This window comes from Bacillus sp. 05T31 (genome assembly GCF_056396725.1).
Map to the genome: position 1 here is coordinate 1 of NZ_JBFTMA010000093.1, position 13,613 is coordinate 13,613.

Here is a 13,613-nt window from a genome sequence, read left to right on the forward strand (position 1 = left end):
GTATCTAAGGATTTCGAATATTTACCTGAGGCGTTAGAAAATCCAATGGTTAAAAAACAACTATCCTCTGAAGCCCAAAATATCTTAAAAGTTATTAATAGTAAATATAATACGAATCTTAAATATAATGACCTTCTAGGTTCTGTAAATATTATAGATAAAGGTATGTATCTTCCAGGGGGAAGTCTTGGAGCACAATTTTCTGTAGCGGGAAGTACGAATGATTTCAAGATTTTGTTCTTAGATAATCATCCTGCAACAATAGATTTAGCGAAAAAGTGGACTAGTATGTTAATAGGATTAAACTTGGATCAGGAAATTCAAGAAACTGTAGATGCTAAAACTATTAATAATTATAAAAAGGGTGATTTTAAAATCCGAGTTGGACAATCTATGACAGAGCATACAATGTATATAGACGTTCAACCAAAATAATGATATGATAATTCCGGATATAAAAATATACTAATGTAAATTCGTATTACGTAAAGGACAAACCTTACGTACCTAACCAAAGGTACAGGTTTGTCCTTTTTTGTATTTTAGGAGGGAAAAGTATGGGGTTTAAACGGAAATTTTTACTTGTGTGCACATCAGCTTTATTAGTTGCACCTACTTTCACGCAAGCGATGAATAATGATGTACCATTCTTAGATGGAAGTGAGAATACGTATTTAATTTCAAAAGATTTACAGTTAACAGGGAAATTCTATCGTCCAGGGAAAGATTATGAGGCAGAGAAGTCTTTATATAGAGCAGATATCCACTATCCTGCTGTATACAATGGTTCCTTTAATTGGGGGAACGATCGTGAGAATCTTGTGAAAAGTGTGGACGATTCAGAACCGTATATTCGTATTGCGAATGAAGGTTATCTAAATAGTTCAGTACCAGCAGGTGATCGAATGGTAACCGAAATAGAAAGGATCAATGCAACAATCATTTCTACTAAATATGGGGGAGAAGGAGAATTTGTTTTAGATAATATAAATAGGCATGTTATAAGTACTTATAAAACTCAGAAGGATTTGGGAGGTTTTTACTGGATTAGAGATATTGCATACCTTTCTGGTGGTTATGCAGGATCTGGAGGTGTAGATGGTGTTAATAAGTTTAACTTGTGGTATGTACGTACAAGTAAACCTGAAATAAAAGATTTTAAAGCCTCTAGTGGTACAAAAAATATGCCTGTGAAGTTTACATTGAACGGTTTTGAGTATGTAAGTAAAAATAAGGGTTATAATGACCGAGACCAAAATGGAACAACTATAAATCCTTATCAAAAAGCTGCTGGAGAACGAAATCGTGTGAAATGGATGCTAGACATTACAAAAGATGGTGAAACAGTGCATCATCAGGAGAATTACTTACGTTCGAATCCGCAAAAAGATAACCAGAAACCAAATGAAGGCGATGCAGGACAATTTAATAAAGAAGATGTAAGCTGGCAGCCGCAAATGTGTGGTCGTTACACTGCAAAAATTAAAGTTACTGACGCTGTTCAAAGGGATTCAAATGAGAAGACCGTAAACTTTAATGTWGAYGGTAACTGTGGTACAGARGTKACACCWRACCCAGATCCAGGYRATGAAGATGATTAYAAATATAAAATTGATTTCTCGGCTGACCGTATTGAAGGAGAGACAGCAAGAGAAGGAAAGAATATTAAAACAAGGGTAGATGTATCACGTGATAACTTTAAACCAGAACGTGATCAATATAGAGCGAAGGTAAACAATAATATTAATAAGTCCCAGCAGGAAGTAAATAGCACTGAATCAGATAGAGATAGCGCTCAATCTAGTCTAAGTTATTGCCGACGTAATCCTATCCATGAAGTAGATGCAGAAGGTAATGACCACTACTATGATAGGGATTGCTCTTGGGAAGAAAATAGACTGGACAACGCTGCGGGTAGGCTAGATAAAGCAAGAGAGAAACTAGATAAAGAGAAGAAGAAAATTAAAAAGTTAGATTCGTTAGAAGAAAAATATGCAAACCCAGAAACGGTAGTCGTGCTAAAACATAACGGACAACAAGTGGCGTTACAAAAGGTAAGACTAACAGAGGGAGAAAAGAAAACATTGAACCTTGACTGGCAGCATAAAGGGAAAGGAACAATTCAAGCGGAAATTAACCCTGCTAGTAATCGTATAGATATAGAAGAAACCACATACAAAAATAACCCAATTAAAACGGCTATCTATGCACCATCGCATGAAAAAGGTATGTGCGGTGTAACAAGTGTAAAAGGTGTAGTAGAAACAGTCAGCGAACGTGTTTCTAAAGAGGAAACAGTTGGAGAAATGTACTATGAAACATTAAGCGGAAGTATTGATAGTTTAGTACCATCTAAGCTACATTCTGGCTATGGTTTTTCGTATGAAGTAAACGGAAAATACAAAAATGATTGGAATGCAAATTATCCTGGTGTATTTACAGCAGCAACAGCACAATATCCGTTCGCAGATGAAGGATTAAAATCTAAACAAGATTTAGAACGTAAGACAAATACAGGCTCTACATCAAGTTTTTCTCCAAAAAATATGTATCTTTCGGAGAAAACAGGCCATGTATTTGATAGTAAAAGACCAACTAAGTCTTTATATTGGGATGGGCAAGAAAAGATCATTGATGGGGGACAAAAATGGTATACTCCAATGAAGACGAAAGATGGGGTATATACTTTCAATGTAGAAACAGCTCCAGCAGGTATTAATGAAATGAGTCTGTGTCTAACAGAGCAGGTAGAAATTAAAGGTGTTGCGTATGATGATTTTATAAAAAGAAGAGTTTTCCCAGATGATCCATTCCCAGGTGGAAGTGGAGTAGGCTGGAACTGGGTAGGTAAAGAAGAACTACTTCATAAACTGACGGATTGGTATTACATGAAAAATGGGAAATAAAAATTAAATATAGTATAATTAGATGAATCGACAAAAGAAATCCATCTTAAACTAGTAGCTGAATGGAYAAWCCAAAGGCACATCCCTTAATTGGGATGTGCCTTTTTTTCGTAGAAAGGGGAATTTAAAGTGGATAAAAAGAAAAAACATCGTGTTAAACGTGCGATTCTCATTAGCGTTGTCGCAATGATTGTATCTTTGTATATTGGAAGTGAATTTCAGGATCGTAATGGGAAAAGCTATGCTCCTGCAAAGTATTTTGAAACAGGAACCAAATTGATTTCGTTTTAGAAATAATTTTATTTATTTCGTCCACTATAGTGGATGCAGAGACATGACATGTACCATAGTTGATGTTATAATATGTGTAGAAGTATTACAAAGATAGTTTTTGCATAAACTAATAAAGACGAGATGCGTCAACATCTCGCCTTATGTAACTGCTACCGCAAGGTGGTTGGTTACTAGAATTTAGTTATTTTTATTGAACCACCTAGTACGTTTGCGGCGTTGGGTGGTTCTTTTCGTTTTCCGTCGCTTTTTTTGTATTTTCTTCCAAGACGTTGATAGGAATTTACCTACTCCCACCCTGAAATATTCAGTTACRTTACATTTATTATATCATATTTACGRGATGTTTAATAGCTCAAAACCTTGATATGACAACGTTTTTKAAKGKTTTTYGATTTGTAGGATAYGTACTTTTAAATAGAAAAAACAGATATTTTTTTAGAAATGRTTGACATAAAACTATATATATCATAATATTGAAATTGTAATATTAAAGAAAATAAATCCAACATTTTCATATAGACTTTAGATTAGCTAAAAGGACACACCTAAGGCGCWTTATGCCATAGGTGTGTCCTTTTTTTGCGTTTAAAGRCTACATAAGGAGGAAYACAAACATTGAAGCCATCTAAGTTTCAAAAGAAGCAGATTGCTGCGGTWGGTCTWGCTGCTGCAACAGTCGCTGGTATCTATGGATACAATCATTTTGCAGTAGAAAATGCAGTGAAACCAACAAAGATTGTTGTAGCCGCAAAGGATATACCTGCTCATACAGAGATTAAAGAGGATATGCTAGTGGAACGAACATTGCCTGGTGATGCGATTCCACCCAATGCTTTACGCGTGAGTAAAAAAGAGGTTGTAGGAAAGTGGACAAATGATGAGCAACCCATTACCGAAAACAGCTATTTCTTCAAAAATAAAGTAGTAAAGAAAGACGAGTTACCTGATTCTGCTATATTAAACCTGAAAAATGGAGAAGTTGCTTTCCCGTTACTCGTCGATCTTGAAACAAGTTCAGGGAATAGTATTATTCCTAACACATACGTGGACTTGTATTTTAAACAGGTCGTGAAAGAAGGAGACAATGAGAAGGTTGTATTCGGTGGTCTTTTCCAGCGTGTACGTGTTACGGCTGCAAAAGATAGTAATACAGAAGATGCATTCGTGTTAGAAAAGAAAGAATCMAAAGAGGAACAAGAGGGRAAACAAAAACCGAAGGTMACTCGTTTRTATACACTGGCTGTTTCGCCAGAACAACTCCAATACTTARATCGTGCGAAAAYGCTTGGAGATGTGATTCCYGTTGCAGTYGGMCAAAAGGTRGAACAAACAGGGAARGRRTTASAACCAGCKGAAGGRTTCTCWCAAATATCTGATCAGAAGAACATTTTAGACTATGTAGAGAAACATTCAACCAATCCAATTTCTAAAAATGTAAAAGAATATGTTGCACAGTATCTGAACGAATCCAAATAAGAAAGGGGGTATTAAGATGGAGCGGCAAGTAGGAATAGTTGCCTTTTATGCGACAAACGAAAACGTAGGAAAAAGCACGTTAAGTATTGCGATGGCAAATGAGTTAGCTCATTTAGGGAAAAAGGTGCTTTATGTAGAAGCAGACCAAGTAAGACCAAGCTTTGCAGTTGGAACAGGCCTTGCCCATGACAGCAAAAATATRTTAGAGCTTRTWARRAAAGAAAATGARTACAATCTCTTGCAGTATATTTGTACAAAACAAGATTTRSTAGAGAAAAAATTGAATCCTAGGTTGATACAAAAATTGCACGATAAGATGGATTTTTTGGTATTTCCATCAGGATATAACATGGCTCACTTCCCTGAGATTCAAAACAAAGAATTATTTGTAACAACATTTATAGAATCGCTTGTAGCCACAGAATACGATTACATCATTCTATCAGTACCAACTGAATTATCAGAGGTATTGAGTTACCCAATCTTATATCAATCAGATATTGTGGTTCATGTGCTAAATAGTAACCCTCGTGGTGCTTTAGCAATTAAGCAAGAATTGCAATTGATAGAAGAAGCGAAGCTGACATTACCTCGTATAATTCATGTTTTGAACATGGGAGATGAGAACTATGTAGAAGATATTGAAAAGCTTTCTTCTCAAAAAATTGCGGTGACCATTCCATATGACAGAGATCGTACAAGCTATGAATGGGGAATGCAGATTGGTTCCCCACAAATTAATACAAAGGTCCATCACATTATGGAAGCAGCTGGTCTTGATATTGCATCCCAGCATACATCCTCTATGAAAAAGGGTATCTTTGGTTTTCGAAATTAAAAGGGGAGGTTAGTAGTATGTGGGGCTATTTACAGGCAAAACAAGTCGACTTAAAACGAAATCGAGTAGATTTATACCATTTTGGTTATATGATTCGTTCCAAATCGGCTCGAAAATTAGGGACGACTACAGCTCAACAAATTAAAGATATAACGGATGAAATTCGTGCGTTTTTAGTAAAAGAACATCGTGATATTTTAAGTGAGTCCTTTATGAATAAGGAGAAGAGAGCTGCTGTAGAAACGATCATTAAAAACTTTTTGTTAAGTAATCAAGTTGTTATCGCAGATGTTCCTTCGATTCAGTTATTAAACATGGTATGTGATGATATTGTGGGATTCGGGATTATAGAGTCTTTGAAAGAGGATAAGGACGTAACCGATATTTATATAAATGGTACAAAAGAGATTATTTACGAAAAAATTGGGGAGGGAGAATGTACATTTCCTTACCGATTTGAAACGGAAGAAGAAGTGAAAGCTTTAGCCTATAAGATGGTAAACAGTACTTCAGAATCATTAAATACAGCAAAGCCATATGTAGATTGTGTATTTCCGTATATACGTATCAATATTGCGTTAGATGAACTTGGGGGACTAGGAACAACGATAACGATTCGTAAGAATGCGGATCACCTTCGTGCCTCTGAAGAGCGGATGTTATCTACAAATCAAGCATCGAGAGAGATGTTGGACTTTTTGGCCGCAGCCGTGAAAGCCAAAATGAATATTTTAGTGGCGGGAGCAACAGGTACAGGGAAGTCAGAGTTTATGAAATATCTTGCTTCTCATATTCCGAAAGGGAAGAAGAAAGAACGCACTCTCGTAGTAGAAGATAACCCTGAATTATATTTACATCGTATTTTTCCAGAACATCATTTTGTTCCGATGCAGTGTAGGGCATCGGAAGTAGAAGAGAATGCAATTGACTTTGATAGATTGCTAACAAATGCGTTACGACAAGGACCCAAGCGATTAATAGTAGGGGAATCAAGGGGGAAAGAAGCATTAAAAATGCTGAACTTCTTCCAAACAGGACACCCTGGTTTTACTTCTGTCCATGCAAGAAGTGCAAAAGAAGCAGTTAGACGTTTAATGCTCATGTGTCTGCAAAGTGGTGCAAATATTGACGCCCAGTATTTATATGAATTAATTTCGCAGACATTTGATGTGATTGTCTTTTTAGAGAAGAAAGATGATGGGAATCGTTATATTACAGAGATGATTGAAYTATTGGATTATMAAGATGATATACAGTTCAATCAGCTTTCTCAGTTTATCCCGACATATGAGGAACATGATGAAATGAATGAGARAGTAGGRAAGATTCATGGAGATCATATCRYTACAGCRAMAATGTCRGCTGAWATGGARARGAARTTCCGTTYTTCTACTGTAAATCCAGCTCTTTATGCACCATTCCTTKCACAWMAGGAGGTGCARTATGCATAGTTTGTTAGCTTATGGATGTATATTCCTCATATTCATGAGTGTACTATTGTTAGTTTTRCTWTTTACAAAATCTAAGGGTTCTGCCCTTTCCCAATTTGTACAAGAAAATGAGAAARAAGAAAGACGCWTAGAATTACGGAATATCAAAGGAATACGGATGTATCTTCCACAATCCGTTATCCAGGAAGCCCAMAAGTACGAGTGGAAACTGACGAAAAGTATGTACTGGGTATATACGGTACTTTCAGGCATGAGTATTGCAGCTGTATTCTACTTTTCTTTTGGAAGAGATCCTTTTACATTGATTTCTGCTTTATGCGGATTTTTAGTGCCGAGATTTCTTCTCTATCGAAGAAAAAAACGTTACTACTTGGTTGTCATTGACCGTCTTTCTATCTATATGAAGGCCGTAGCGAATGCACTTCAAATTAGTAATAACGCAAAACGTGTATTACTTCAGGTGAAACCGATGATGCATGAAAGTATTCAAGAAGAAATAGAAAAAGTTTCTCTTTTATTAGAAGGTGGAACCACGATGCATCGTGCATTTAGAGGGTTTAATGAAACCTTTAATTTTAGAGAATTGGTTTTCTTCCACGAAATGTTGGAAGTATGTAGCCGAGAAGGTGGAGCAAATTCAGTGCAAGTCTTACTAGATATTGCAGAAGATTTCGAAAAACAAAAGCTATACCTGGCAAGATTACGTTCTAGTTTGTCGCAAGCACAACGTGCTTTTGTACAGAACTGCTTAATAGTCATCGCAATGCCGATTGTCATTATGTTGATGTCAAAAGAGGCATATGGATTTTTAGCAGGATCTATGATGGGGAAAATTGCATTAGCGGTAAATATGTTTATTGTATTTTTCCTAGCAACCCGTGTAGAAAAGATTGCAAATTATAACCCGACAGAAAGGGGGGAATAAGATGGACGCGTTTTTGGGTTTAGTCATATTTGTCGTCATGTACTGGGTATTCTCCACCTTTCTACAAAGTAAAAAAGACAGTGAGAGTGTACTTACCCATTATGTAGAAAATGCGAAGCGKATTGAAAAGAAGAATTTGAATCAAATGATGCTTGCTCCTTTYCAATCGYTATCRCATAAGTATYTGACWGAAGAAAAGAAAGAGCAGATTCAGAAAAAAYTAGARGAAGCTGGYTTGGATACAAAGCCAGAAGAATATTTAAAAATGAAGGTTGCGTATCCCGTCATTTTCACCTCTGTTTTCTTAAGTTGTACTGTGTTCCATGATTACTACTTATTTAAAGTAGGTGTTCTGGTTTCRCCACTGCTTTACTTCTATCCAGATTATCTATTAAAAAGAAAGATTAAACAGGCTGTAGAGGCAAGAAAGTTTGAGTTACCGGAGTATTTAATTCCRTTGCTGCAGTTGTTAAAGACACATACAACATTAGAAGCAGTAAAAAAGGCACAGATATATGCAGGGAGGCATCTTAGTCCTTATGTATCTACTCTTACAGCGGAATTAGAAATGTATGCGGGTTCGGATCAACCGTTTAGGAACTTCGCAACAGCTTTAAATAGTCCAGAAGTAAACACCTTTACGATTGCGTTACAACAAGCGCAAAAAACGGACAAGGTACAAAGTCTTCGTATTATGGATTCGCAAATCAAAATGATGCGTGAATTAAAACATGAGAACTACAACCGTCTGGTTCAAGATAAACCAATGGAAATGAATAAATTTAACGTTGCGGTTATTGGTTGTATCGTTATATATCCGATGGTCATTGTTATTCAATCCTTAGCACAAGGATTTGCAAGTATATAAAAAGAYATTATCCCAAATTGAATAGGTAAAGGAGCAAAATACATGTTAACAAAAATGAAGAATTGGTTAAGAAATGAAGACTCACAATTATCATCAGAAAACGGTATGTTAATCGCCTTGGCGGTCATTATCGTATTAGTCATTGGACCGTTTGTATGGAAAGCAATTCAAGGTGGATATGATACGATCCTGGCTCGATTCACAAAAGCATCAAGCAATGCAGATGTAGATTCTTGGAACAAGAAATAAAAGTTGTAAATAGGTAAATTCTTATCTTAATAGATTCCTAAAATTGATATATAAAGGAGCAAAATAAAATGTTAACGAAAATGAAAAATTGGTTAAAAAATGAGGATTCACAGTTGTCATCAGAAAACGGTATGTTAATCGCTTTAGCGGTAATTATTGTACTTGTTATTGGGCCATTTGTATGGAAGGCAATCCAGGGTGGATATGAAACAATTCTAGCTCGATTCACAAAAGCATCAAGCAATGCAGATGTAGATTCTTGGAACAAGAAATAAAGGCTTTTAATATTTGATTTTTTGTATTAGTAGATTCTTAACATTTATATATAAAGGAGAAGAAAATAATATGTTAGCAAAAATGAAAAATTGGTTAAAAAACGAAGATTCACAGTTATCATCAGAAAACGGTATGTTAATCGCTTTAGCGGTAATTATTGTGCTAGTCATTGGGCCATTTGTATGGAAAGCAATTCAAGGTGGGTATGATACAATTCTAGCTCGATTCACAAAAGCATCAAGCAATGCAGATGTGGATTCTTGGAACAAAAAATAAATGTAAAAATCAAGGGGGCTACTCTAGAAGTGGTTCCCTTTTTTAGACAGCAATTGTATATGGATTCAGAAAAGGAGAGAAGAGAATGCCTTTGTATATTATAGGATTATTACTAAGCTACATGTTCCTGAATGTATTTACTGATTTGAAATATAGAAAAACAAAAAATATGTGGCATCTACTATTCTTAATTATGGGTATAGGAATCACCTATTTTGCTGGAATACGAACAGGCAAGGAGATTGCGATTGTACTAGTTATGGCCTTAGCATGTGGTTTATTGCTAGAGACGTTTAAATTTTCTTCACCCGGTGATACGAAAATGCTTGTGGTGGTAGCTTTATATGTTAGCAAYGTAGTAGAAGAATCGGCTATGCTTACCGCWATTACATTAACAGCTTTCCAYTTACTATTCTTTTGGATTGCTAGTGTGTATCGATTAATTAAGATTTTAGGGTTTRTGGGAGCTATTAAAGACCAATTAGAGCATACTGCCTCTATATTTGGTGCGAAACTACCAAAGAAAGAAATACAGCTAATACAGAGCTTTCCAGGGGCTTGTTCTATTTTATTAGGAGCACTGGTTTATGTTGCTTTCACTATATATCAAAACGGAGGTATCTTGGCTTGAACAGTAGAATCATTCATCAAAGAGAAACGTATATTTACTTTACGATATTTGCAATAGTAGGAGTACTTCTTGTAAACATGTTTATTAATATGGTGTTTGTACTAGCGTATCCGTTACTTATCGGATTAATTGTACAGGTGGTCTTGTTGCAGAAGATGAAAAAGCCATTTTATCAAAGAGGAAAAGAATTAACGGAACAGTTAAAACTAAAAAATATATTTCTAGTGGAATCGAATATTTTAGGGGAGGAAGAAGGCATAGTTTATGAGGTGCATCAAATGCCTTTTGAATTTTCTAATGGATTAATCAATAAAGAGAAGAGTTACAAAGTAGTAAAACAAGAGTACGAAAGAAAGGTAAAAGAAGATTTAACGAAAATTGCAAAATGGCAGGTTACAACAAGGGCTAGACTCATTACTACTACCCATTTTCGTCTATATACGATTTGGCAGAAAAATAGTACTGGCTATCAATTGAAAAAAATAGGGGATTGTATTGATCCCTATGCAAAGATGAATTTTATTCAATGGATGCTTGCCTCTTTTTGTACCACTGGTCGTATCAAGTATGACAAGCAGCCTAAAGAATGGTCTAGCTATGAATGGATATCCTTAAAATAATGTAGATAAACAAAGGTATAATCTAAGTGAAGTGAATATGCATTTTTGCATATTCACTTCACTTAGAATTTAGTTATAATAAAGTTATATATTTAGATATAATGTTTTAAATTAGAATGAAGATAATAAAGTTTATATTTTTATCTAATTAGAAGAGGTATTTTATATGTTGTGCAATTTACTATAATTGACACTCCCCCCCCCTAAAGGGGCAAGCTGACAAACGTCAGTGGGATTCTTGCTACCAAAGGCGAAGTCCATTTCTGGTATCGCTGACGTGCAAGATTGCGGTGTGCCATCACCACTCTCACGACAGACCGTATAGGTTCGTGTTCATATGTTTTAGTGTCTTGTTCTTGACGACATATATCATTTTACCGATAGCATGAATTCGGCTACCGAACTCCATATGATATCTTGTTTTCAAGGAACACAATGTCGTTTTAAAGACTTGTACTTGTCTATCGTTTCAGTATAACCAATAAACAACTGTTTTTCTATGAAAAAGCGATCCTTTCATCCCATGCCTAAAGGTGGACTAAAGTGCGATATGGGCTTTCCCACATCGCGAAATCTGTAATATTGAGGCATATTTTACGTCTTATATAGGTAATGAACTAGTAATTTCAGACGCATGGAAAACTATACCAAATAGATGCTCCTGAAGGTATACTCGTTATTTTAGGTGCATGTGCCTTATACGAATTTACAAAAAATGCACCAGGAGAAAACACATCTATATAGATGGGATTTTTGTAATTATTGTTCCTTTTTTCCATTCATACTTCATCTTTAATTGATCACCAATTAATTCTGCTGATAAATTACCATCCATCTTTGTCATTAGACTTTTCGCAATAAGCAAACCTAAATCTGTACCTTTTTTCTCCTTGCTTGATCGACTTTATAGAAGCGATCAAAAAGAAAAGGAAATTCTTCTTCTTTTAATTGTTTAGCAGGATTCATTATATTAAGTTGAATGGTAACCTCTTCACTTGAATGCTTGATTGCATTGGTAATTAAATTTTCAATTATACGTTTAACAGCTGATGAATCCGCCATAATATAAATTTATTCCTCAGGAATAAGGATGATAGGTTCTATTTGTACTTTTTGGAAATCATCATAGAAACTGATTAAAGAATCTAATAACAATGTATATGATTTTGTGGATTTTTTGTTTGCACAACAAAAGGAGTAAATAATATGTATAGCATTGAACAAATATATCAAGAAATTTTAGAAGGTAAAAGAAAGCAATTTCCTAAAAGTACATGGAGTGATGATYAWGATAATAATCTAGCAAAACGTGTAATYAAGTATTTTATAGAAAAAGTTTTAAAGAGGGATAAAAAAACAATTCTTAAGAGTTGGAAATCCCAATTAATTATTAAATATAAATTAGGTGGTGTACTTAGCGTTAAATATCATGATAGCCCATATGCCATGATAAATGATGTTTATCCGAATTGTTTTAAAGAATGGGAATTTCAAATGACACCTAGAAACTATTGGACAAAGGAAAAGGCATTGRAAGCATTAAAATGGACGATAGAARAAAAAGAAAGGTTAACAGATAATAAATTATTGGAGGTTTATAAYRTTCRGTGGTTAWCTAAKCATAATTTGAGTTCRCCTTGCCAAATTTTTTGGGGARRTAGTCCTTACATAATGATAAATGAATTATATCCAGACCATTTTAAGGAATGGGAKTTTAAAAAAACTCCTAGTCGTTTATGGACAAGAAAAAAAGCGTTGGAAGCATTRAAATGGACGATAGAGGAAAGAAAACAAATGAATAATGAGGAGATAAGAAAAAAAATTAGTGTAATTTGGTTTTCAGAAATAGGCTTAAGGACCCCATTGGMRAGATATTGGAATGATAGTCCATTTAGTATGATARATGAGTTATATCCTGGATGTTTCAAAGAGTGGGAATTCCAGAAGACACTTAAAAACTACTGGACAAAGAAAAAGGCACTGGGGGCATTAAAATGGACGATAGAGGAAAAAGAAAAGTTAACAAATGAAGAGCTTATAAAAGTCTATAGTAGAAGATGGATAATTAATCAAGGGTTAAGAACCCCATTAGATAGATTTTGGAAAAATAGTCCATATGCCATGCTACACGAGTTGTACCCAGGGAAGTTTAAAGAATGGGAATTAAATAGGGCCCCTCGTGGGTTTTGGACAAAGGAGAAGGCATTAGAAGCATTGAAATGGACGATAGAGGAAAAAGAAAAATTAACTAATGAAGAACTAATAAGGATATATAGTAGAAGGTGGGTAATTAATCAAGGGTTAAGAACCCCATTAGATAGATTTTGGAATAAGAACCCACATGCTATGTTAAGTGAACTATATCCTAATTAATTTATAAAAAATATGAAAGCTTAACATAAATGAAACTCAAGTCAAATTACAACAAATTCTGTTAGTAATTTTTTGATTATTTCACTTTTTATCAGTACTCTGCATCTAGACCGTACTTTCGTTGACTGCGGTAMGACTTTATTTCAAAGCTACATCGAGCTCTTTTTATTTATATTTTTTACATAAATAAAAAAGGCCTTATTTTTATATACAGGCCTTTTTTGAATGACGAATGAGATACGACTCAATATCTCGCGTAGGATACTTTTATTATACATTATTTTCAATAAAAATAAAAGGAATAATCAGAATATTTAAAGGGGCATAAAATTGTTGAAATACTGGTATGAATTTATTATTATAAAACTATATTTATTGTTTAATTGATTCCGTTTATTCCCACACCTTATGTGTTGTGGTTGAGTTGTAG

The 13,613-nt window shown here is 34.7% G+C and carries 15 protein-coding genes and 1 pseudogene; 15 read left to right on the forward strand and 1 reads right to left on the reverse strand.

Features of this window, described 5'->3' with window-relative positions:
* The 14 genes and pseudogenes from AC1DJR_RS08790 to AC1DJR_RS08855 all read left to right on the forward strand — a co-directional run.
* A pseudogene (locus AC1DJR_RS08790) lies at positions 1–435 on the forward strand (S-layer homology domain-containing protein); the annotation flags it as partial.
* Between the two features lie 122 nt (positions 436–557).
* Positions 558–2,906 (forward strand): hypothetical protein, encoded by a 2,349-nt coding sequence (locus tag AC1DJR_RS08795; protein ID WP_477002409.1) that lies wholly within the window; start codon positions 558–560, stop codon positions 2,904–2,906.
* 129 nt (positions 2,907–3,035) lie between these two features.
* Positions 3,036–3,197, forward strand: a complete 162-nt coding sequence (locus AC1DJR_RS08800; protein WP_215561192.1) for a hypothetical protein — start codon at positions 3,036–3,038, stop codon at positions 3,195–3,197.
* Between the two features lie 618 nt (positions 3,198–3,815).
* On the forward strand, positions 3,816–4,676 hold the full coding sequence (cpaB, locus tag AC1DJR_RS08805) for a Flp pilus assembly protein CpaB (protein WP_477002410.1): 861 nt from the start codon (positions 3,816–3,818) through the stop codon (positions 4,674–4,676).
* 16 nt (positions 4,677–4,692) lie between these two features.
* Positions 4,693–5,514, forward strand: a complete 822-nt coding sequence (locus tag AC1DJR_RS08810; protein WP_477002411.1) for an AAA family ATPase — start codon at positions 4,693–4,695, stop codon at positions 5,512–5,514.
* A gap of 17 nt (positions 5,515–5,531) precedes the next feature.
* Positions 5,532–6,965, forward strand: a complete 1,434-nt coding sequence (locus tag AC1DJR_RS08815; protein WP_477002412.1) for a CpaF family protein — start codon at positions 5,532–5,534, stop codon at positions 6,963–6,965.
* Positions 6,958–7,890, forward strand: a complete 933-nt coding sequence (locus AC1DJR_RS08820; RefSeq protein WP_477002413.1) for a type II secretion system F family protein — start codon at positions 6,958–6,960, stop codon at positions 7,888–7,890. The genes AC1DJR_RS08815 and AC1DJR_RS08820 overlap by 8 nt, the downstream gene beginning before the upstream one ends.
* A 1-nt stretch (position 7,891) precedes the next feature.
* Complete coding sequence (locus AC1DJR_RS08825; RefSeq protein WP_477002414.1) at positions 7,892–8,758, forward strand: hypothetical protein; 867 nt, start codon at positions 7,892–7,894, stop codon at positions 8,756–8,758.
* A gap of 42 nt (positions 8,759–8,800) precedes the next feature.
* Positions 8,801–9,007, forward strand: coding sequence for a hypothetical protein (locus AC1DJR_RS08830; protein ID WP_215561199.1), 207 nt, complete (start codon positions 8,801–8,803; stop codon positions 9,005–9,007).
* Positions 9,008–9,075: 68 nt separating this feature from the next.
* Positions 9,076–9,282, forward strand: a complete 207-nt coding sequence (locus AC1DJR_RS08835) for a hypothetical protein (protein ID WP_215561200.1) — start codon at positions 9,076–9,078, stop codon at positions 9,280–9,282.
* Positions 9,283–9,352: 70 nt separating this feature from the next.
* Positions 9,353–9,559 (forward strand): hypothetical protein, encoded by a 207-nt coding sequence (locus AC1DJR_RS08840; protein WP_000879954.1) that lies wholly within the window; start codon positions 9,353–9,355, stop codon positions 9,557–9,559.
* An 85-nt stretch (positions 9,560–9,644) separates the two neighbouring features.
* Entirely contained in the window at positions 9,645–10,190 is a 546-nt protein-coding gene (locus tag AC1DJR_RS08845; RefSeq protein ID WP_477002415.1) for a hypothetical protein, read from the forward strand.
* Entirely contained in the window at positions 10,187–10,810 is a 624-nt protein-coding gene (locus AC1DJR_RS08850) for a hypothetical protein (RefSeq protein ID WP_477002416.1), read from the forward strand. The genes AC1DJR_RS08845 and AC1DJR_RS08850 overlap by 4 nt, the downstream gene beginning before the upstream one ends.
* 678 nt (positions 10,811–11,488) lie before the next feature.
* Positions 11,489–11,554 carry a hypothetical protein gene (locus AC1DJR_RS08855; protein WP_404481608.1) on the forward strand — a complete coding sequence of 22 codons (66 nt, stop codon included), beginning with the start codon at positions 11,489–11,491 and terminating at the stop codon, positions 11,552–11,554.
* 123 nt (positions 11,555–11,677) lie between these two features.
* On the opposite strand, the gene AC1DJR_RS08860 is transcribed toward AC1DJR_RS08855, so the two are convergent.
* On the reverse strand, positions 11,678–11,872 hold the full coding sequence (locus AC1DJR_RS08860) for an ATP-binding protein (RefSeq protein ID WP_215561203.1): 195 nt from the start codon (positions 11,870–11,872) through the stop codon (positions 11,678–11,680).
* A gap of 144 nt (positions 11,873–12,016) precedes the next feature.
* Here AC1DJR_RS08860 and AC1DJR_RS08865 point away from each other — a divergent pair, with 144 nt between their 5' ends.
* Positions 12,017–13,183 (forward strand): DUF4046 domain-containing protein, encoded by a 1,167-nt coding sequence (locus AC1DJR_RS08865; RefSeq protein ID WP_477002417.1) that lies wholly within the window; start codon positions 12,017–12,019, stop codon positions 13,181–13,183.
* The last annotated feature ends 430 nt before the right edge of the window (positions 13,184–13,613 follow it).